Origin of the sequence: Pantoea sp. PNA 03-3 (assembly GCF_003201175.1) — a bacterium.
Lineage (GTDB): Bacteria > Pseudomonadota > Gammaproteobacteria > Enterobacterales > Enterobacteriaceae > Pantoea > Pantoea stewartii.
This window is the reverse complement of sequence record NZ_QICO01000001.1, coordinates 1,115,057-1,135,326: the sequence shown is the minus strand read 5'-3', so window position 1 is coordinate 1,135,326 and position 20,270 is coordinate 1,115,057. Positions and strand designations below refer to the sequence as shown.

Below are 20,270 nucleotides of genomic sequence, written 5' to 3'. Positions count from 1 at the left end.
CTTAGTCGAGATTAAAAAAACGGCCCTCTTCAGGGCCGTTTTTATTGGTAACAAAAACCCGCGCTAATAACCTGTCTTTGTCTTTGTCTTTGTCTTTGTCTTTGTCTTTGTCTTTGTCTTTGTCTTTGTCTTTGTCTTTGCCACCGCGACTGTCCCTGTATCTGTCTTCTCCGCGCCGCATTACGTTCTGACATTAACCCGCGCCCCGGACTTCCCTGGCAGGAAGCCTTTTTTCAGGCCCGGACAGAACAAAAGAAGTGCGCCTTACACAGCGGCTGTATTTTGACGCTTACCTTTACAGGAACAGCGCTAAGCGCAGGGCACAGGTGACCGGATCAGAAGCGTGGATCAATGCAGGCGCGCGGCGAGGAAAGGAAAACAGGCCGCGCGTGGGTAATGAATCTGAATGTGAAAACGGATTCAGCCGCGCCAGATCAGTTTTTGGCAGTAGCGCGTTTCCGGCTGCTGGCCCAGCAGACGCTCAATAAGCATGAGGCGCAGCGTAAAAGGGGAGCGCGTCAGCAGGCACCACCAGGATTTTCCTGATGTTGTTTTTTCGGCCTGGAAGCATTTGCTGCAGTCGATACAGCTTTTCAGAGTGCTCATAGCATCACCTCCCATAAAATTTAACGCAACGGTAAGCAGAGATCGTGCTTTAATGCATCACTCTGTTTACATTATCGACAAATATAGCACTGGCTATACCGTTTAGCCAAGGCTAACGACGAAAAATTTGAGCTTATTTGCGCCTGGTTTACAATGAGCGCAGCTAAATCCACACGGAAGGGCTGGTGTGGAAAAAATAAAGAGGAAGCTGAATGAGTCGTCGTGCCAAAAGCGTGGTTTCTGCCCCGCAAGGACCACTAAAAGATATTGAAGAGCATGTCGAAGGTTTTCGGCAGGTGCGCGAAGCGCATCGTCGTGAACTGATTGATGACTATGTTGAGCTAATCTCTGATTTGATTGGTGAGTTTGGCGAGGCGCGCCAGGTCGACATGGCCGCGCGTTTGGGGGTTTCGCAACCGACCGTCGCCAAAATGTTAAAGCGGTTAGGAACTGCCGGCCTGGTCGAGCAGGTGCCTTATCGCGGCGTCTTTTTGACGCGTGAAGGGGAAAAGCTGGCTGAAGAGAGCCGCGCCCGCCATCACATCGTTGAAACCTTCCTGTTAGCGCTTGGCATTAGTCCGGAAACGGCACGCCGCGATTCTGAAGGCATCGAACATCACGTCAGTGATGAAACCCTGGCCGTATTCCAGAAATTTTACCAAAACAATTAATCCTTAGTTAAGGCGCCGGACATCATGCCCATTGTGCTTCGCTCATTTCTGCATGACCATATATTGCACTTGTTAGTCGTTGTTGGGGTTGTTCTGCTGTTTCTTGCTCATTACCACTGGGCGGATCTGCCTGCCGCAGTGGACTGGCACACCATCATCACCCTGAGTGGGCTGCTTATCCTCACCAAGGGGTTAGAAACCAGTGGGTATTTTGATGTTCTGGGCGGTCGGTTAATTGCGGGGTTTAAGCATGAGCGCACGCTGGCCCTGTTTATGGTGCTGGCGGCGGCGGTGCTCTCGACCTTCTTAACCAACGATGTGGCCCTGTTTATTCTGGTGCCGCTGACGCTGACATTGCGCAAGTTTTCCCATTTACCGATTTCCCGCTTAATCATCTTCGAAGCGCTGGCCGTAAATGCCGGTTCGTTGCTGACGCCGGTGGGCAATCCGCAGAATATTTTGCTGTGGAGCCACGGCTCGCTGAGTGTAGTCGGTTTTATCTGGCAAATGACGCCGCTGGCCGTCTGGCTGCTGTTAAGCCTGCTGGTCGTCACCTGGTTTAGTTTTGCCAAACGCGCGATTGAAAAACATGAGAACGCAGAACAGCACAGCTGGCAGAAGCCACTGTTTGCCGTCAGTCTGGCGCTTTACGTCTTGTTTATCGCCGCGCTGGAGTGGCACCTGACCGGCTGGGCGCTACTGCTGATTCTTGTCTGCTTTTTTATTATGGCGCGCCAGGTATTGCTGAATATCGACTGGAGCCTGCTGGTGGTCTTCATCGTCATGTTCCTGGACGTGTTCTTGCTGACACGCTTGCCTGTTGTGCAGGCCCATTTTGATGCGATTGCCCATCTTGCCAAAGGGGAGCTTTATCTGTTGGCGATTGGCTTGTCACAGGTAATCAGTAATGTGCCTGCCACGATCCTGCTTTTGCAGAAAGTGCCGCCTTCAGACGTCCTTGCCTGGGCGGTCAATATCGGTGGGTTTGGCCTGCTACCGGGTTCGCTTGCCAACCTGATTGCGCTGCGCATGGCGAAAGATCGTGCCATCTGGTGGCGCTTCCATCTGTTCTCCGTTCCCTTACTCGCATGGTCGATGCTGACCGGCTGGCTGTTGCTCAAACTGGTTGCCTGACGCGAACCTGTCCTGCCCTCGTGGCAGGACGTGCGAACTTTCTCAAGTTAAGTAAAGTTGTACTGGATTTTGTCAGTTTTCGATCTAATGTTTAGTTGACTTTCTACGCCCAGGACTGAGGGCCTTAGCCAGCGACGGACACTATGAGCGAGAACAACAACAACCGCGACCCACACCAGAAAGACACAGAAAACGCGCCCGATAAAAACAGCCCAGCACACGATAGCCAAAGCGATAACGACGAGAAACCGCGTAAGCGTCCCGGCAAAAAGCCGTTAATTATTTTGGCGGTCGTCGTCGTGGTGATGTTGATCGTGGCGTTCTTCTTCTGGTTTACCACCCGTAATGAAGAAACGACTGACGATGCGTTTACCGAAGGCAACGCAGTGACTATCGCAGCGAAAGCCTCGGGTTACGTCGTAAAATTGCTGGTGAAAGACAACCAGCGCGTGAAGAAGGGCGATCTGCTGGTGGAAATCGATCCCAGCGATAACGAAGCCCAGCGCGCGCAGGCAAAAGCACAGCTTGGCCTGGCCATGGCACAGTTGCACCAGGCTCAGGCGCAACTGGCACTGTCGCGCGTTCAGTACCCGGCGCAACGCGACCAGGCGCTGGCCGATCAGGCCAAAGCCGAGGCCAACTACCTGAATGCGCAGGCGGATTACCGTCGTCAGCGCGGCGTCGATCCCCGCGCCACCAGTCAACGCAACATTGATTCAGCCTCGGCGCAGTTACGCTCCGCGCAGGCACAACTGCAAAGCGCCAAAGCTCAGGTGGAAGTCGCCTCGCAGGTGGCCCTGCAAATCCGTCAGCAGGAAACCAATGTTGAAGCGCGTCAGGAACAGGTCGAGCAGGCAAAAGCCCAACTGAATGTGGCCGAGCTGAATCTGTCTTACACTCAGGTTCGTGCTCCTTACGACGGGTTTGTGACTAAGCGAAATGTCCAGTTGGGAACGTTGGTTCAGGCGGGCAGCGCCTTGTTCTCACTGGTTTCCCCGGATATCTGGATCACCGCCAACTTTAAAGAGTCACAGCTGGAGCGAATGAATCCCGGCGACAAGGTAACCATCAGCGTGGATGCCTGGCCTGACATGAAACTTGAAGGCCACGTCGACAGCATCCAGATGGGCACCGGTTCGCGCTTTTCGACCTTCCCGGCGGAGAATGCCACGGGCAACTACGTGAAAATCGTTCAGCGCGTGCCGGTCAAGATTGTGATTGATAAAGGACTGGATCCTAACCTTCCACTGCCACTGGGCTTATCGGTTGAACCGAAGGTAACCGTGGAATGAGTGAATCGCAGAGCTGGAAACCCGCCAGTAATCCGTGGCTCGTGGCCATTACGGTAACGCTGGCGGTATTTATGGAAATCCTGGATACCACCATCGTGAACGTGGCCCTGCCACATATCGCCGGTTCGCTCTCATCCAGTTACGATGAATCCACCTGGGTGCTAACCTCGTACCTCGTGGCGAACGGCATTGTGCTGCCCATCTCTGCCTTCTTCAGTCGTTTATTTGGCCGTAAACAGTTTTTCTTAATCTGTATCGTCATGTTCACGATCTGCTCATTCCTGTGTGGTATTGCCACCGAACTCTGGCAGATCATTCTGTTCCGCGTCCTGCAAGGGTTTTTCGGCGGCGGCCTGCAGCCTGTGCAGCAGTCGGTGCTGCTCGACTACTTTAAACCTGAGGATCGGGGCAAAGCGTTTGGCCTTTCCTCGATTGCGATTATCGTGGCGCCTGTTATCGGCCCGACGCTGGGCGGCTGGATTACGGATAACTACAGCTGGCGCTGGGTGTTCTTTATTAATATCCCGGTCGGTATCCTGACGATCATGGCCATTTTGCCGCTGCTGGAAGATCCGCCATGGGAGCGCAAGTGGGCCAAGGGCAAACTGAAAATTGACTACATCGGTATCGGTTTAATCACGCTGGGCCTGGGCTGCCTGCAGGTGATGCTGGATCGGGGTGAAGATGAGGACTGGTTTGCGTCGCACTTTATTGTGTTATTCGCGGTACTGGCGCTGGTCGGCATTGTCGGAGCCGTCTACTGGCTAATGTATGCCCGCAAACCGGTAGTCGACATTCTGGTAATGAAAGACCGTAACTTCTGGGTTGCGGGCCTGCTCATGGCCGGGATGGCGATGATTCTGTATGGTAGTTCCGTCGTGCTGCCTCAACTGGCCCAGCAGGATCTGGGTTATACGGCGACCTGGTCAGGGCTGGTGCTTTCACCCGGAGCCGTGCTGATTGTGCTGACGATTCCGCTGGTGCTTAAGCTGATGCCGGTCGTGCAAACCCGCTATATCATCGCATTTGGTTTTAGCTGCCTGGCCCTGGCGTTTTTCTACTCGTCCACGTTAACGCCCAATGTCGATTTCTCCACGCTGGTCATGATGCGCAGTGCGCAGTCTATTGGCCTGGGCTTCCTGTTTGTGCCGCTGACCACCATTGCCTTCATTACCATCCCACAACGCCTGAACGCGGATGCATCAGCATTATTTACGATGTTCCGTAACGTTGCGGGTTCGATTGGCATCTCGTTATCCACGGCGGCAATTACGGAGCGGGAGCAGGCGCGTTCGGCCCACATGGTGCACAACATGACGCCGTTAAATGAACAATTTAACATTACCGTTCAGCACTGGGCGCAGGCGATTCGCGACTTTACGTCGGCGGTGGGCGATCCCGTGACGCTGGCAACCGGCCAGCTCTATAAAGAGATGATTGTCCAGTCACGCATCCTGGCTTATATCGACGTCTTTTCAGGCTTAAGTATTGTCGCCCTGATTTTGATTCCATTTTGTTGGCTGCTGTCGCCCGTCAAAAGCGAAGGCAGTGCAGGAGCACACTGACATGAAGGTTATGACTACGTATCGCCTGAATCCCTTTACCTTGTTGCTGACGTTATCGCTGGCAGGTTGCAGCGTGGGCCCGGACTACCAGGCGCCAAAACCTCAGCTGCCGGGCAGCTACCACGCGCTGGATTCTCAGGAGCGCTCGAAACCGCAGACGTCAGCAGTGGATACGCGCTGGTGGCGTAACTTCAACGATCCCCAACTGGACAGCCTGATTGCCCGCGCAATCGCGGGTAATCTGTCGTTGCAGCAGACCGTCCTGCGCATTGCGGGCGCGCGCGAGCAGTTATCTCAGGCGCAGGGCGGCTTGTTTCCCAGCCTGAACGGTTCGGCAAAAGTCACGCGTCAGCAACTGGGGCTGGAAGGTTTGCTGAAAGCGAATGGGGTCAATGACCAGGTGGACAGCACTGTCGCCAGCCAGTTGAACGGGCTGACGCAGCCCGTCACCTTATATCAGGGCAGCTTCGATGCCAGTTGGGAACTGGATCTGTGGGGCAAGGTACGACGTCAGATCGAATCAGCCAATGCACAGCAACAGGCGGCCATTGAGCAACGTAACGATGCGCTGGTGTCGCTGGAAGCGGAAGTTGTCCGTGCCTGGTTACAACTGCGTGGGGCGCAGGCAACCGTCAACACGCTGCAACAGCAAATCGCGGTGGCGGATCAGACCTGGCAACTGACACAAAGCCAGCAGCGCAATGGCCTGGCGCCGTTAACCGATGTGGAAAATGCCCGGGCGCAGTTGAGCAGTTTACAGGCGCAGCTACCGCAGTATCAGGCGCAAACGCGTCAGGCGATGAACGGTCTGGCTGTGCTTATCGGTAAAACCCCCGGCGCGCTGGATGCAGAACTGCAGACGCCGAAAGCGCTGCCAGCCTTGCCGAATGCGGTCGCGGTCGGCATTCCCTCAACCTTAGCGCGTCGACGCCCGGATATTCGCCAGGCAGAGGCGAAACTCCATGCGCAAACCGCCGGGATCGGCGTTTCTGTCGCACAGCTGTTCCCCAGCCTCTCTCTTACCGGACAGTTGGGCGTGCGCAATACCGATGCCAGTTATCTGGACGACTGGAGCAGCCACTTCTATAGCGTGGGGCCTTCGCTGTCGATTCCCCTTTTTCAGGGGGGCCGGCTGGTTTCCAGCGTGAAGCTTGCACGTGCTCAGCAGGCCAGCGCGGCGCTGGATTATCGCCAGACGGTGCTGACGGCTTTGCAGGATGTCGAAAACGCCCTTGTGAGTTACCGGGCCGATCAGCAGCGCGTCACGGCGCTGGACGAAACGACCGGTGCACTGCAACGGACCTTTGATTTGGCGAGCGACAGCTATCGTCAGGGATTATCGACCTTCCTTGAGGTGCTTGATGCGCAGCGCCAGCTCGCCCAGGCCGAGGAGCAGGCAACACAGGCGCGCATGCAAAGCGGGCTGGATCTGGTGGCGCTCTACAAAGCGCTGGGCGGCGGCTGGGAAACCTATCAAAACGTTCAGCTCCCTCAGTATGACGTGTTTGGACCTGCGACCCAGGTAAATTAATCCTTCAGGCCGTGGCCTTTCGGCAGACCACGGCCTGTTATCAGACAGTGTAATACCTGCGCTTTATTATTTATCTGTTATATCGTTCAGTAAACTCATTTAATCACCCTTAAAGCTGGTGGTTTAAAAGGGTTGCTGGCTATTTAGCCGGCGCACTTACTGTGAAGCATAAATTGTCTGTAAATGTATTCAACCTTATAACGGCTGTGAAACGCCGTCGCCTTGCCTGTGCCGATGCAGCATTTTTGTCGGGGAGTGAAGGGGGACAAAGGCAATATCCCCACATTTTATTCGCCATAAAGCCGATATTATTGTGGCGAAGCGCGATAAACCTCGTACCCGACGTCAGCTATTTTGTTCACAGACCGCGTGTTCCGGGCGGAGAACGTCTGACTCAGGACAGGCAAATTAATCCAAATTCTTCACCGGTGTTAAAAAATATTCAGCGTTAAAATTTAAAAGCGCATAGCGAATTCATACAGTAAGTGTAATCAATGAAATCGTTTACATTGTGCAAGGATAGCAGGCATTTAGTGTTAATTTGAGGTTAATTATCTCTCCACATAAGCATTCTGAATACTTCACTGACATTTAAAAAACCTATCGGAATTATCTGTAGTAATAAATTAATTTATTTTTTTATTTGAATTAGGTAATCTTGACGCTACAGTTTAATTAAACCCCTTAATCAAGGATATTGTGATGAGTGACGCATTTAAAGTTCTAAACAACATTCGCACATTACGTGCCCAGGCTCGTGAACTGCCACTGAGCGATCTGGAAGAAATTCTTGAGAAATTGACCGTTGTAGTAACGGAACGTCGTGAAGAAGCGCACGCTGAAGAACAACAGAATCGTGAAAAAGAAGAGAAGTTATCGAAATATCGCGAAATGCTGTTGGCTGATGGCATCGATCCTAATGAATTATTAGGTGCGCTGGAGCAGGGTAAAAAACGCACTAAGCGTGCGCCACGTCCGGCTAAATATTCTTACACCGACGAAAATGGCGAGAAAAAATCATGGACCGGCCAGGGCCGCACGCCAGCAGCAATTAAAAAAGCGCTGGACGAAGGTAAAAGCCTGGACAGCTTCCTGATCGATTAATCGACACAATCCTTGTAAGTGGTAGCCGGCGACATTTATGTCGCCGGCTTTTTTTATTTAAAAAACCCTGCTCTTTGCTTTATTACTCTCGCTGTCATGCACCCGGTGTGGCGTGCGCAGGTAGGGCTTCCCCTCTGCGCAGCGTCCGGTACGTTTAGCCAGCGGCTGGGTTAAGCGGCAAACGTACGGGCAGTGAAAATAAAAAGTCATGCGTTTTCAACAGACACTCATGCAAGGGTAGCCGGAGACTGGCGTGCGCTACGTCACATCTGGCATAATAGCCGCCGTTTTCCATCCACTCTCTTCACTAAGGTCAATGCCGTGTTAGTTAGCAGCAATATCACCATGCAGTTTGGCAGCAAGCCACTGTTCGAAAATATCTCCGTTAAATTTGGCGGCGGTAATCGGTACGGTTTAATCGGTGCGAACGGCAGCGGAAAATCCACCTTCATGAAGATTTTGGGTGGCGATTTGGTGCCGTCGGGCGGCAATGTTTCCTACGATCCCAATGAACGTATTGGTAAATTACGCCAGGACCAGTTCGCCTTTGAACAATATAGTGTGATTGATACGGTAATCATGGGGCACCATGAATTATGGGAAGTGAAACAGGAACGTGACCGTATTTATTCCCTGCCCGAAATGAGCGAAGAGGAAGGCTACAAAGTCGCAGACCTGGAAGTACAGTATGGCGAAATGGATGGTTACAGCGCGGAATCGCGCGCCGGTGAATTATTACTTGGCGTGGGTATCCCGGTTGAACAGCATTACGGGCCGATGAGCGAAATTGCGCCAGGCTTTAAATTACGCGTTCTTTTAGCCCAGGCCTTGTTTTCTAATCCGGATATTTTGCTGCTGGACGAACCGACCAACAACCTGGATATCGATACCATCCGTTGGCTGGAGCAGGTGTTAAACGAACGCGACAGCACCATGATTATCATTTCGCACGACCGTCACTTCCTCAATATGGTCTGCACGCACATGGCCGATCTGGACTATGGCGAGCTGCGCGTTTATTCCGGTAATTATGATGAATATATGACCGCGGCCACCCAGGCGCGTGAACGTCTGTTAGCGGATAACGCCAAGAAAAAAGCGCAAATTGCCGATCTGCAGTCGTTTGTCAGCCGCTTTAGTGCCAACGCTTCTAAATCGCGTCAGGCCACCTCGCGCGCTAAACAAATGGATAAAATAAAGCTGGAAGAAGTGAAAGCCTCCAGCCGTCAGAATCCATATATCCGTTTTGAACAGGATAAGAAACTGTTCCGTAATGCGCTGGAAGTGGAAGGCCTGACGAAAGGCTTTGATAACGGTCCTCTGTTCAAAAATCTTAATCTGCTGCTGGAAGTCGGTGAAAAACTGGCAATATTAGGGGCTAACGGTATTGGTAAATCCACGCTGTTAAAAACCCTGGTTGGCGAACTGACGCCAGAAAGCGGCAGCGTTAAATGGTCCGAGAATGCCAAAATTGGCTATTACGCGCAGGACCACGCAGACGATTTTGCTGACGATCTGACGGTTTTTGACTGGATGAGTCAGTGGAAGCAGCCGGGCGATGATGAGCAGGCCGTACGCGGTATTCTTGGCCGCCTGTTGTTCTCTCAGGACGACATTAAAAAGCCCGCCAAGGTGCTGTCGGGTGGTGAGAAAGGGCGCATGCTGTTCGGCAAGCTGATGATGCAGAAGCCTAACATTCTGATTATGGATGAACCCACCAACCACCTGGATATGGAATCCATCGAGTCATTAAACATGGCGCTGGAAATGTATGAAGGCACGCTGATTTTCGTTTCCCATGACCGTGAATTCGTCAGCTCACTGGCGACGCGTGTAATGGAAATCAAGGCGGATCGCATCGTCGATTTCACCGGGAATTACGAAGACTACCTGCGCAGTCAGGGCATCGTTTAAGGCCTGCGGGGTAGCGCTGGCTACCCCATTTTCTTTCGTGCATTGCCCCGCCTTTTGTAATCGCTCACGCTCAGCGTTCAATCAGACCGGCTTTTAGTCTCTGCACTCAGAATAGCCACAGACTTCACAATTCGGATCCTGTGCGACATGCATCGTGCGAAACTCTGCGCGCATGGCATCATACATGAGCAAACGTGAGCGCGCGGGCGTGCCAAACCGGGTCAGCAGTTTTATCGCTTCCATCGCCTGCATGGCACCGACAACGCCCACCAGCGGCGCCATTACACCGGCTTCCACGCAGCTGAGCACCTGAGCGCCAAACAAACGGCTGATACAGCGGTAGCAGGGCGCACCAGGCTGCCAGTCAAACACACTCAACTGACCTTCCATGCGAATCGCCGCGCCCGAAACCAGGGGCACCTTCAGTTCATAACAAAGCCGGTTAAGCTGTTCACGCACGCTGACATTATCCGTGCAGTCGACCACGACCTGCTGCCTGGCGATGAGCGCCCGCAGCGCGTCATCGTCCAACTGGCCGTGGACCGGATATAACTGACAGTGGGGATTGATCTCCGCCAGGCGTGCCCGGGCGGATTCGACCTTGGCCCGACCAATATCCGCATCATGATGCAGAATCTGTCGCTGCAGGTTTGAGAGCGAAACCGTATCAAAATCCAACAGAGACAGGTGACCGACGCCCGCTGCCGCCAGATAAGGTGCGGCTGCACAGCCTAAACCGCCCAGGCCCACGACCAACACATGGCTGGCCTTCAGGGCTTCCTGTCCGTCAAAGTCAAACCCCCGCAGGACAATTTGCCGGTTATAGCGCAGCATTTCCTCGTGGCTGAGTTCGGGCAGCATTTATCCCTCCAGTAGGGCGTTGAAGGGCTCAACATTCACCCATTCTCCCGCCTCGACATAGCCGCGCTCACGCTCCAGTACGATAAAGCAGTTAGCCTGTGAAAACGAGCTGTACACATGCGAACCCTGGGCACCCGTGCTGACGACTTCTGTTTCACCCTCAGCATTTCGCCGCAGCACACCGCGCTGAAAATCCAGACGGCCCGGCGATTTTTTCAGTGCGCTTGCTGTACGCACGCGCTGACGTGGCGGTAAAGCCGAAGCTGACTGTCCGGTCAGACGAGCCAGCAGGGGCTGCACCAGTTGATAAAAGGTCACGACGGCCGAGACCGGATTACCGGGCAGGCCGCAGAACCAGCTGTTTGCCAGGCGGCCAAAGGCGAAAGGTTTGCCCGGTTTAATGGCCAGCTTCCAGAAGCGAATGCTGCCCAGTTCCTCCAGCATCGCCTTAGTAAAGTCGGCTTCACCGACAGAGACACCGCCGGTGCTGATGACCACATCGGCCTGGCGATCGGAGTCCATAAAGGCAGCCCGCAGGGCGACCGGATCGTCGCGAACAATGCCAAGATCGATTACCTCGCAGCCCAGCTTATTCAGCATGAGGGAGATGGCAAACCGGTTGGTGTCATAGATTTGTCCGTCAGACAGCGGCTGGCCCACGGGTTGCAGCTCATCCCCGGTGGAGAAAATTGCCACGCGCAGTTTGCGCAGCACCTTCACCGTGGCGATGCCTAATGAGGCCAGCAACGGCAGTTCCGCAGCGCCCAGGCGCACGCCAGGCGCAAGGACCTGATGGCCTGCCCGGATATCATCGCCGAACAGGCGGATGTTTTGTCCGGCTTTTACGGGCGCATCAATAACAATCTGTTCGCCCTGCAGATGGGTTTGCTCCTGCATGACGACGGCATCACAGCCGTCCGGTACCGGCGCGCCCGTCATGATTCTGATGACACTGCCCGCAGGCCAGTCACCCGAAAACGGCGCACCGGCAAAGGCTTTACCGGCAACCGTTAAGGGCTGACCCTCTTGCATATCAGCAAGCCTGACGGCATAACCGTCCATGGCTGAGTTGTTAAAAGGCGGTACATCAATGGGGGAGGTCACGCTGCAGGCGGTGATGCGCCCGGCCGCGTCGGTCAGGGGCACATCCAGGGATTCGGTGATGGGCGTCAGTTGCGCCAGCATCTTCTGTTGCGCGTCTTCAAGGGAAATCAGTCCGGCAGTAAAGCTTTCCATTATTGTCTCAGTCTGTCTGTTGCAATTGCTGACTATTATGGTGGCTTTTATCCTCAGAGTCACATCGGTATAAGCCACAACGAAAGGTTATTAGCGCGGGACCAGTTTCCGCTTTACAAGCTATGGCGGGCTTTCTATATTCAAAAATACGCTAACAAGACGTAAAACCATTCAAAATCAGTGTTTTTCCTTCTGATGCAACCACAGGGTAACGCAGTATGGCTAAAGCAGTGATCGCCATTCATGGCGGCGCAGGCGCAATTACGCGTGCTGCCATGAGCGCAGAGAAAGAACAGGCTTATCGTCAGGCGCTTCACGATATTGTGACACATGGCCAAACCCTGCTGGCGCAGGGCGCATCCGCGCTGGATGTGGTGACTGAAGCGGTGCGCAGCCTGGAAGAGTGCCCGCTGTTTAATGCGGGTAAAGGGGCTGTGTTTACCCATCAGGGCACGCATGAGCTGGATGCCAGCATCATGGATGGCAGAACGCTGCAGGCTGGGGCAGTGGCGGGCGTCTCCCGGCTGCGCAACCCGGTACTGGCAGCGCGTGCGCTGTTAGACCACAGCCCGCATGTCCTGTTGATTGGGGAAGGGGCCGAAGCCTTTGCGTTTGCGCAGGGGCTTGAGCAGGTTGAACCGGATTTCTTTTCCACGCCTGAACGCCTGGAGCAACTGCAACGGGCGCTGCGCAGCGATGCCGCTGTGCTTGACCACGATGGCGCCGCCCAGGGCGGCGATCCTCTTGACCCGGATCGTAAGTTTGGCACGGTCGGTGCCGTGGCGCTGGATTTGGCGGGAAACCTGGCGGCGGCGACGTCGACCGGCGGCATGACCAATAAACAGCAGGGGCGCGTAGGCGACTCACCGTTGCCTGGCGCAGGCTGCTATGCCAGTAACGACAGCGCGGCGGTGTCCTGCACCGGCACTGGCGAAGTGTTTATCCGCACCCTGGCGGCCTACGATGTGGCGGCACAAATGCGTTACGCCGGGCGGACATTACAACAGGCCAGCGTCAATGTGATTCATGACAGCGTGCTGGAGCTGGGCGGCAGCGGTGGGCTGATTGCGGTTGATCGGGAGGGCAATGTGGCACTGCCGTTCAACAGCGAAGGCATGTACCGGGCTGTTGCCCGGGTGGATGACGTCGCAGAGGTCGCAATTTACCGTGAAAGCTAACAGCCAGCCTGACAGGCTCCCTCTGTCCCCCGAACAGGTGTTGGCGGTGCGCGACCTGAACGTACGTTTTCACCATGACGGCCAGGTGACCGAAGCCGTGCGTCATCTTTCACTTGATGTGTTTCGCGGCGAAACGCTGGCTTTAGTGGGCGAGTCCGGCTCGGGCAAATCCGTCACCTCACTGGCGATCATGCGCCTGTTGGCGCAGGACAGCGCAGAGGTCAGTGGCGAGATACGGCTGCGTCGACGCAGTGGTGAGGCACTGGATCTGATGCGGATGCCGCGCGGTCAGATGCGCAGGGTGCGCGGCGCGGATATGGCCATGATTTTCCAGGAACCGATGACCTCGCTGAATCCGGTGTTTACGGTAGGCGATCAGATCGCAGAATCCATTCGACTGCATCAGGGTAAAAGCCAGTCCGAAGCCCTGACGGAAGCGCGTCGTATGCTGGATCGGGTACGCATTCCTGACGCACAAAGTATGCTGCGCCGTTATCCTCACCAGCTTTCCGGCGGTATGCGGCAGCGCGTGATGATTGCGATGGCCCTGTCGTGTAAGCCTGCGCTGCTGATTGCCGACGAGCCGACCACTGCCCTGGACGTGACGATTCAGGCCCAGATCCTGCAACTGATCCGCGAGCTGCAGAAAGAGATGCAGATGGGCGTGATTTTTATCACTCACGATATGGGCGTGGTGGCGGAAATGGCGGACCGCGTCCAGGTGATGTATCGCGGTGAGGCGCTGGAAAACGCCCCTACCGCCGAGCTGTTCAGCGCACCGCAGCAGCCTTACACCCGGGCGTTGCTGGCCGCTGTCCCGACCCTGGGTGCGATGCAGGACCAGCCGCTGCCCGCGAAATTTCCTCTCCTGCTCAACGATGCGGCACCCGACGTACCGCAAAACACCGTACGTCACGATCGCCCGCCCATCCTGCAGGTGCGCAATCTGGTCACGCGCTTCGATATTCGCTCAGGATTACTGAATCGCGTAACAAGCCGGGTGCATGCGGTCGAGAACATCAGCTTTGATCTGTATGCAGGTGAAACGCTGGCGCTGGTGGGGGAGTCCGGGTGCGGTAAATCGACCACCGGACGTTCACTGCTAAAACTGGTCGCCAGTCAGGGAGGCAGCATTACCTTTGACGGGCAGCGTATTAACGATCTTTCGGGAGCGGCGCTGGCGCATCTGCGGCGCGATATTCAGTTTATCTTCCAGGACCCTTATGCATCGCTCGATCCGCGCCTGACGGTGGGATTTTCGATTATGGAGCCGCTGCTGGTTCACAAGGTGATGCCACGACGCGAAGCGGAACAGCGCGTGGCCTGGTTACTGGAAAAGGTTGGCTTACTGCCGGAACACGCAAAGCGTTATCCGCATGAGTTTTCGGGTGGCCAGCGTCAGCGTATCTGCATCGCGCGGGCACTGGCGCTGAACCCCAAAGTGGTGATTGCCGATGAGTCGGTGTCCGCGCTTGATGTCTCCATTCAGGCACAAATCATCAACCTGATGCTCGACCTTCAGCGTGAATTTGGTATCGCCTTTTTGTTTATTTCCCATGATATGGCGGTGGTTGAGCGCATCAGCCACCGCGTAGCGGTGATGTATCTTGGACAGATTGTGGAAATCGGCCCACGTCAGTCGGTATTCGGGCAGCCACATCATCCGTATACCCAAAAATTAATGGCCGCCGTGCCGGTTGCCGACCCGACACGTCGGCAACGCGAGCGCAGTCTGCTGGTCGATGAGATCCCCAGCCCGATTCGTGCACTGGGCGATGAACCCGAACGGGTTTCGCTGATGGAAGTGGCCCCCGGTCATTTTGTGGCTCGCTCTGCCACCAGCGCGATCTGAAATAATACGCTATCGCCACGGCGATAAATCAGACAGGGATTACAGGAGAAAACAATGCAGATAACGATGCGTAGAAGCTTACTGGCAGCAGGGATATTAAGTAGCGTCATGACGCTGCCCGCCTGGGCCGCGGGTGATGCGGTGATCGCCGTCGCCTCCAATTTCACCACGCTTGATCCCTATGACGCTAACGACACCTTGTCCCAGGCGGTCGCGAAATCATTTTATCAGGGGCTGTTTGGCTTTGATAAAGATATGAAACTGACCAATGTGCTGGCGGACAGTTACACGGTGAGCGGCGATGGCCTGACCTATACCATCAAGCTGCACTCAGGCGTGAAGTTTCAGGATGGCACCGACTTTAATGCCGAGGCGGTCAAGGTCAACCTGGATCGGGCCAGTAATCCCGACAACCATCTCAAACGTTATAACCTGTTTAAATACATCGCCAGCACGGAAGCGGTCGATCCCACGACGGTGAAAATTACGCTGAAGCAGCCGTTCTCGGCCTTTATTAATATTCTGGCGCACCCTGCGGCGGTGATGATTTCCCCTGCCGCCCTGAAAAAATACGGTAAGGACATCGGTTTTCATCCGGTGGGCACCGGGCCGTTCGAATTTGTGACCTGGAATCAGACCGATTTTGTGAAGGTGAAGAAATGGGACGGCTACTGGAAAAAAGGCTATCCCAAACTCGACAGCATTACGTGGCGCCCGGTCGTGGATAACAATACGCGTGCGGCCATGCTGCAGACCGGTGAAGCGAACTTTGCCTTCCCGGTGCCTTATGAGCAGGCCAAATTGCTGGAGAAGGACAGCAAGCTGGACGTGGTGGTATCGCCCTCCATCATGCAGCGCTACATCAGCCTGAATGTGACACAAAAACCGTTTGATAATCCGAAAGTGCGTGAGGCGCTGGAGTACGCGATCAATCGCCAGGCACTGGTTAAAGTTGCGTTCGCCGGTTATGCCACACCTGCTACCGGCGTAGTGCCTCCCTCTATTGCCTATGCGCAAACGTATCCGCCCATTCCTTACGATCCCGCTAAAGCAAAAGCGTTGCTGAAAGAAGCGGGTTATCCGAACGGTTTCGACACCACGCTCTGGTCGTCGCATAACCACAGCACGGCACAGAAAGTGTTGCAGTTTGTTCAGCAGCAACTGGCACAGGTCGGCGTGAAGGTGAAAGTGACCGCGATGGATGCGGGACAGCGCGCAGCGGAAGTGGAAGGCAAGGACCAGAAAGAGAGCGGCGTGCGCATGTTCTACACTGGCTGGTCAGCCTCAACGGGGGAAGCCGACTGGGCGCTGACGCCGTTGTTCGCAACCGCAGCCTGGCCACCGGCGATCTTCAACACGGCGTTTTACAGCAATCCGAAGGTGGATAAAGACCTGGCCGACGCGCTGAAAACGACCGATCAGGCGGAAAAAGCCAAACTGTATAAAGATGCGCAGGACACCATCTGGAACGATCATCCGTGGATCCCGCTGGTGGTGGAGCAACTGGTGTCCGCACACAGCAAAAACCTGAGCGGTTTTTACATGATGCCGGACACGTCATTCAGTTTTGATGACGCCGAGATGAAGTAAGTCGCCGGACCTGTTCTGTCCTGAACAGGATGTGTGATGCCCGGTGCCTCGTCAGCAATGAGGCACCGGGCAGGTCAGCTGCGCTGCTGACTGTTGTGTGGGATGTCACATGGTTAACTATTTTCTTAAACGCCTGCTGGGCCTGATTCCCACGCTGTTTATCGTGGCAGTGCTGGTGTTTCTGTTTGTCCATCTGCTGCCGGGCGATCCGGCGCGGCTGATTGCCGGACAGGAAGCCGATGCGTCTGTGGTGGCATTGGTCCGTCAGGAGCTGGGCCTGGATAAACCGCTGCCGGTGCAGTTCGTGCACTTTATCGTCAATGCGCTGCAGGGGGATTTTGGTCAGTCGCTGGTTTCCCGGCGTCCGGTTTCGGCGGAAATCGCTACGCGTTTTATGCCAACCCTGTGGCTGACGCTCACCAGCATGGTGTGGGCGGTGATCCTGGGCATGGCGATCGGCATTGTTTCGGCCGTATGGCGCAATCGCTGGCCGGATCGCCTCGGCATGACGCTCGCGGTTTCGGGTATCTCTTTTCCGGCTTTTGCCCTGGGCATGTTACTGATGGACGTGTTTTCCGTCCAGTTGGGCTGGTTGCCTACGGTGGGCGCAGACAGCTGGCAGCACTATATTTTGCCTTCCCTCACGCTGGGCGCGGCGGTAGCGGCTGTGATGGCCCGTTTCACCCGGGCATCCTTTGTGGAGGTGATGCAGGAAGATTACATGCGCACCGCGCGTGCCAAAGGCGTCAGTGAGTACCGCGTGGTGATTAAGCACGGTCTGCGGAATGCCATGATACCGGTGGTCACCATGATGGGCCTGCAGTTTGGTTTCCTGCTGGGTGGCTCGATTGTGGTTGAGGTCGTGTTCAACTGGCCGGGGCTGGGACGCCTGCTGGTGGATTCGGTACAGATGCGTGACTATCCGGTGATTCAGGCAGAGGTATTGCTGTTTTCGCTGGAGTTTATTTTGATCAATCTGATTGTCGATATGCTGTATGCCGTCATTAACCCGGCGATTCGCTTTAAGGACACCTGATGAAAAACTGGCGACGGGAAGCGGCACTCAAACACATGCCACTGCTGGACAGCAACCGGGTAAGAACGCCCTGGCGGGAATTCTGGCGACGCTTTCGTCGTCAGCCGGTCGCTCTGCTGGCGGGCCTGTTTGTCCTGGTGCTGATCGTACTGGCGTTTACGGCACCGTATGTTGCGCCATTCGATGCAGAAAATTACTTTGATTACGACCGACTCAACGACGGCCCCTCACTGGTGCACTGGTTTGGCGTGGATTCACTGGGACGCGATATCTTTAGCCGCGTGCTGGTGGGAACCCGAATTTCGCTTCTCGCCGGCTTCGTTTCCGTCGCGATAGGGGCGATAGTGGGGACGCTGGCAGGACTGCTGGCGGGCTACTATGAAGGCTGGTGGGACAGGATCACCATGCGCATCTGCGACGTGCTGTTTGCGTTTCCCGGCATTTTGCTGGCCATTGCCGTCGTGGCCATCATGGGCAGTGGCATCAGTAACGTCATTATCGCCGTGGCGATATTCAGTATTCCCGCCTTTGCCCGCCTGGTGCGCGGCAATACGCTGGTACTGAAACGGCAAACCTACATCGAGTCAGCCCGCAGTATCGGAGCGTCAGACTGGACGATCATGATACGTCACCTGCTGCCCGGCACGGTATCCTCTATTGTGGTGTACTTCACCATGCGCATCGGGACCTCGATTATCACCGCCGCAAGCCTGTCATTTCTGGGGCTGGGCGCGCAGCCACCGACGCCAGAGTGGGGCGCGATGCTCAACGAAGCGCGCGCGGATATGGTTATCGCGCCGCACGTGGCGATTTTTCCGGCACTGGCTATTTTTTTCACGGTTTTAGCCTTTAATTTGCTTGGCGACGGGCTACGTGACGCACTTGATCCTAAACTGAAGACATGAAACCTTTTGACTATGAACAAGACTTCAGCACCATCGACTTCCGCAAACATCCTGAACGTTATCAGGTCGGGCGCGGTGAGCAGGGCGTGCTGATGGTCCAGCCCTATAAAGGCGAAATCCTGCCGCACTGGCGTTTTCGTACCGTTGAGGTTGCGAAAGCCTCGGCAGAAGAAATCATGCGGCTGTTCGAAGCCTATCGTCAGCAGGATGACTTTGTGGGCATGGACATGGCGCGCAAATTTATTCAAATGGGCTACACCCGTGCGCGCCGCTACAGCAACCATAAGGGCGGACGGAAATACGATGCGGAGGGCAAGGAGTTGCCCCGGGGCAGGGACGAAGAAAAGGCCGCTGCGGCGGCCATTTTCAAAGCGTACTGGGATAAGCTACGGGCAGATGACGACTATCTGGCGCGCAAAAAAGCGCACCAGCAGAAGTATGGTTAGACGCGGCTCGCCCACAAATCGTATTCGTCAGCATGTTCCACTTTGACTCGCAGAACATCGCCCGGCTTAACGTTGCTCTCGCCATTCAGGTAGACGGCACCATCGATCTCTGGCGCGTCAGCCATGCTGCGACCAATCGCGCCTTCTTCATCGACTTCATCAATGATGACCATAATTTCACGGCCGATTTTTTCCTGCAGGCGCTCGGCAGAGATCTGCTGCTGCAACTGCATAAAGCGGTCATAACGTTCCTGTTTCACTGCGTCATCGACCGGATCGGGTAACTGGTTTGCCGTTGCGCCTTCAACCGGGCTGTACTGGAAGCAACCCACACGATCCAGACGCGCTTCTTTAATAAAGTCGAGCAGCATCTGGAAGTCTTCTTCGGTTTCGCCGGGGAAGCCTACAATAAACGTTGAGCGCAGCGTCAGCGTCGGGCAGATCTCACGCCAGCGCTTAATGCGCTCCAGCGTGCGTTCCACGGCACCCGGACGCTTCATCAGCTTCAGAATGCGTGGGCTGGCGTGCTGAAGCGGAATATCCAGATACGGCAGAATCTTGCCTTCTGCCATCAGTGGAATCACGTCGTCCACGTGAGGATAAGGATAAACATAATGCAGGCGAACCCACACGCCGAGTTTCGCTAACTGCTCGCACAGGCTCACCATGCTGGTTTTCACCGGCGCGCCGTTCCAGAACCCTGTGCGGTGTTTCACGTCCACGCCGTAAGCCGAGGTATCCTGCGAAATGACCAGCAACTCTTTCACGCCCGCTTCAACCAGCCGTTTTGCTTCGTCCAGCACTTCGCCAATGGCACGACTGTCGAGATCGCCGCGCATAGACGGGATGATACAGAAGGTGCAGCGATGGTTGCAGCCTTCAGAAATTTTCAGGTAAGCGTAATGACGCGGCGTCAGCTTCACGCCCTGTTGCGGCACCAGGCTCAGGAACGGATTATGTTGGGGCTTCGGCACGTAGCGGTGCACGTGCGACAGCACTTGTTCATAGCTGTGCGGACCGGTGATTTCCAGTACCTTCGGGTGCACTTCGCGAATCTGGTCGACTTTCGCTCCCAGGCAGCCGGTCACAATCACCTTGCCGTTTTCGTTCAGGGCTTCACCGATCGCTTCCAGCGATTCCTGGACGGCGCTGTCGATGAATCCGCAGGTGTTGACGATAACGATTTCCGCATCGTCATAGCGTGGGACCACCTCATAGCCCTCGGTGCGCAGTTCCGTCAGAATGCGCTCAGAGTCGACAAGGTTTTTGGGGCAGCCAAGCGAGACAAATCCCACGCGCGGCGGCAGTGTAGTAGTAGTGGACATAAGGTGGTTTCCGGTTCAGCACAG

Annotated in this window: 18 protein-coding genes; 13 read left to right on the top strand and 5 right to left on the bottom strand. The window is 55.2% G+C overall.

The features are described 5' to 3' along the window. Position 1 precedes the first annotated feature (1 nt). Together C7433_RS05265 and C7433_RS05260 are read right to left on the bottom strand one after the other, a co-directional pair. Entirely contained in the window at positions 2-181 is a 180-nt protein-coding gene (locus C7433_RS05265) for a hypothetical protein (RefSeq protein ID WP_110267745.1), read from the bottom strand. Between the two features lie 239 nt (positions 182-420). After that, positions 421-606, bottom strand: coding sequence for a hypothetical protein (locus tag C7433_RS05260; protein WP_033737683.1), 186 nt, complete (start codon positions 604-606; stop codon positions 421-423). 212 nt (positions 607-818) lie between these two features. On the opposite strand from C7433_RS05260, the gene mntR reads away from it, so the two are divergent. From mntR to C7433_RS05225, 7 genes are all read left to right on the top strand, one after another. Continuing rightward, positions 819-1,277 carry a manganese-binding transcriptional regulator MntR gene (gene mntR / locus C7433_RS05255; protein WP_033737682.1) on the top strand — a complete coding sequence of 153 codons (459 nt, stop codon included), beginning with the start codon at positions 819-821 and terminating at the stop codon, positions 1,275-1,277. 24 nt (positions 1,278-1,301) lie between these two features. Further along, positions 1,302-2,411, top strand: a complete 1,110-nt coding sequence (locus C7433_RS05250; RefSeq protein ID WP_054634256.1) for an SLC13 family permease — start codon at positions 1,302-1,304, stop codon at positions 2,409-2,411. Positions 2,412-2,554: 143 nt separating this feature from the next. Next, complete coding sequence (locus C7433_RS05245) at positions 2,555-3,703, top strand: HlyD family secretion protein (protein ID WP_110267744.1); 1,149 nt, start codon at positions 2,555-2,557, stop codon at positions 3,701-3,703. Beyond that, complete coding sequence (locus C7433_RS05240; protein WP_033737679.1) at positions 3,700-5,268, top strand: DHA2 family efflux MFS transporter permease subunit; 1,569 nt, start codon at positions 3,700-3,702, stop codon at positions 5,266-5,268. Before C7433_RS05245 ends, C7433_RS05240 begins: the two co-directional genes overlap by 4 nt. A gap of 1 nt (position 5,269) precedes the next feature. Next, on the top strand, positions 5,270-6,799 hold the full coding sequence (locus C7433_RS05235) for an efflux transporter outer membrane subunit (RefSeq protein WP_058701048.1): 1,530 nt from the start codon (positions 5,270-5,272) through the stop codon (positions 6,797-6,799). A gap of 702 nt (positions 6,800-7,501) precedes the next feature. Then, positions 7,502-7,903, top strand: a complete 402-nt coding sequence (locus C7433_RS05230; protein WP_014606234.1) for an H-NS family nucleoid-associated regulatory protein — start codon at positions 7,502-7,504, stop codon at positions 7,901-7,903. A 321-nt stretch (positions 7,904-8,224) separates the two neighbouring features. Next, on the top strand, positions 8,225-9,817 hold the full coding sequence (locus C7433_RS05225) for an ABC-F family ATPase (protein WP_039341417.1): 1,593 nt from the start codon (positions 8,225-8,227) through the stop codon (positions 9,815-9,817). A 93-nt stretch (positions 9,818-9,910) separates the two neighbouring features. Here the strand turns inward: C7433_RS05225 and moeB are convergent, their stop codons facing one another. Then, positions 9,911-10,678, bottom strand: coding sequence for a molybdopterin-synthase adenylyltransferase MoeB (gene moeB / locus C7433_RS05220; protein WP_110267743.1), 768 nt, complete (start codon positions 10,676-10,678; stop codon positions 9,911-9,913). Then, a complete protein-coding gene (gene moeA, locus C7433_RS05215) occupies positions 10,679-11,914 on the bottom strand; it encodes a molybdopterin molybdotransferase MoeA (RefSeq protein WP_110267742.1) in 1,236 nt (411 codons plus the stop codon). Between the two features lie 218 nt (positions 11,915-12,132). On the opposite strand from moeA, the gene C7433_RS05210 reads away from it, so the two are divergent. The 6 genes from C7433_RS05210 to C7433_RS05185 all read left to right on the top strand — a co-directional run bounded on the left by C7433_RS05210 (position 12,133) and on the right by C7433_RS05185 (position 18,921). Then, the gene (locus C7433_RS05210; RefSeq protein ID WP_110267741.1) at positions 12,133-13,092 is read left to right on the top strand and encodes an isoaspartyl peptidase/L-asparaginase family protein; all 960 of its coding nucleotides are present in this window, start codon (positions 12,133-12,135) and stop codon (positions 13,090-13,092) included. Beyond that, positions 13,055-14,944 (top strand): dipeptide ABC transporter ATP-binding protein, encoded by a 1,890-nt coding sequence (locus tag C7433_RS05205; RefSeq protein ID WP_110267740.1) that lies wholly within the window; start codon positions 13,055-13,057, stop codon positions 14,942-14,944. Before C7433_RS05210 ends, C7433_RS05205 begins: the two co-directional genes overlap by 38 nt. A gap of 54 nt (positions 14,945-14,998) precedes the next feature. Continuing rightward, positions 14,999-16,534 (top strand): glutathione ABC transporter substrate-binding protein GsiB, encoded by a 1,536-nt coding sequence (gene gsiB / locus C7433_RS05200; protein WP_110267739.1) that lies wholly within the window; start codon positions 14,999-15,001, stop codon positions 16,532-16,534. 109 nt (positions 16,535-16,643) lie between these two features. Continuing rightward, positions 16,644-17,570 carry a glutathione ABC transporter permease GsiC gene (gene gsiC / locus C7433_RS05195; protein ID WP_058701044.1) on the top strand — a complete coding sequence of 309 codons (927 nt, stop codon included), beginning with the start codon at positions 16,644-16,646 and terminating at the stop codon, positions 17,568-17,570. After that, positions 17,570-18,475 carry a glutathione ABC transporter permease GsiD gene (gsiD, locus tag C7433_RS05190; protein ID WP_039341402.1) on the top strand — a complete coding sequence of 302 codons (906 nt, stop codon included), beginning with the start codon at positions 17,570-17,572 and terminating at the stop codon, positions 18,473-18,475. The genes gsiC and gsiD overlap by 1 nt, the downstream gene beginning before the upstream one ends. After that, complete coding sequence (locus C7433_RS05185; protein WP_033737673.1) at positions 18,472-18,921, top strand: DUF4385 domain-containing protein; 450 nt, start codon at positions 18,472-18,474, stop codon at positions 18,919-18,921. The genes gsiD and C7433_RS05185 overlap by 4 nt, the downstream gene beginning before the upstream one ends. On the opposite strand, the gene rimO is transcribed toward C7433_RS05185, so the two are convergent. Continuing rightward, positions 18,918-20,246, bottom strand: a complete 1,329-nt coding sequence (gene rimO / locus C7433_RS05180; protein ID WP_039341398.1) for a 30S ribosomal protein S12 methylthiotransferase RimO — start codon at positions 20,244-20,246, stop codon at positions 18,918-18,920. The two genes, C7433_RS05185 and rimO, sit on opposite strands and share 4 nt — an antisense overlap. Between the last annotated feature and the right edge of the window lie 24 nt (positions 20,247-20,270).

Coding starts and splice junctions, on each gene's coding strand:
- moeA (WP_110267742.1), bottom strand. CDS start 11,914: ATGGAAAGCTTTACTGCCGGACTGATTTCCCTTGAAGACGCGCAACAG.
- C7433_RS05245 (WP_110267744.1), top strand. CDS start 2,555: ATGAGCGAGAACAACAACAACCGCGACCCACACCAGAAAGACACAGAA.
- C7433_RS05205 (WP_110267740.1), top strand. CDS start 13,055: ATGACGTCGCAGAGGTCGCAATTTACCGTGAAAGCTAACAGCCAGCCT.
- gsiB (WP_110267739.1), top strand. CDS start 14,999: ATGCAGATAACGATGCGTAGAAGCTTACTGGCAGCAGGGATATTAAGT.
- mntR (WP_033737682.1), top strand. CDS start 819: ATGAGTCGTCGTGCCAAAAGCGTGGTTTCTGCCCCGCAAGGACCACTA.
- moeB (WP_110267743.1), bottom strand. CDS start 10,678: ATGCTGCCCGAACTCAGCCACGAGGAAATGCTGCGCTATAACCGGCAA.
- C7433_RS05230 (WP_014606234.1), top strand. CDS start 7,502: ATGAGTGACGCATTTAAAGTTCTAAACAACATTCGCACATTACGTGCC.
- C7433_RS05250 (WP_054634256.1), top strand. CDS start 1,302: ATGCCCATTGTGCTTCGCTCATTTCTGCATGACCATATATTGCACTTG.
- C7433_RS05240 (WP_033737679.1), top strand. CDS start 3,700: ATGAGTGAATCGCAGAGCTGGAAACCCGCCAGTAATCCGTGGCTCGTG.
- C7433_RS05265 (WP_110267745.1), bottom strand. CDS start 181: ATGCGGCGCGGAGAAGACAGATACAGGGACAGTCGCGGTGGCAAAGAC.
- gsiD (WP_039341402.1), top strand. CDS start 17,570: ATGAAAAACTGGCGACGGGAAGCGGCACTCAAACACATGCCACTGCTG.
- C7433_RS05235 (WP_058701048.1), top strand. CDS start 5,270: ATGAAGGTTATGACTACGTATCGCCTGAATCCCTTTACCTTGTTGCTG.
- C7433_RS05185 (WP_033737673.1), top strand. CDS start 18,472: ATGAAACCTTTTGACTATGAACAAGACTTCAGCACCATCGACTTCCGC.
- rimO (WP_039341398.1), bottom strand. CDS start 20,246: ATGTCCACTACTACTACACTGCCGCCGCGCGTGGGATTTGTCTCGCTT.
- C7433_RS05210 (WP_110267741.1), top strand. CDS start 12,133: ATGGCTAAAGCAGTGATCGCCATTCATGGCGGCGCAGGCGCAATTACG.
- gsiC (WP_058701044.1), top strand. CDS start 16,644: ATGGTTAACTATTTTCTTAAACGCCTGCTGGGCCTGATTCCCACGCTG.
- C7433_RS05260 (WP_033737683.1), bottom strand. CDS start 606: ATGAGCACTCTGAAAAGCTGTATCGACTGCAGCAAATGCTTCCAGGCC.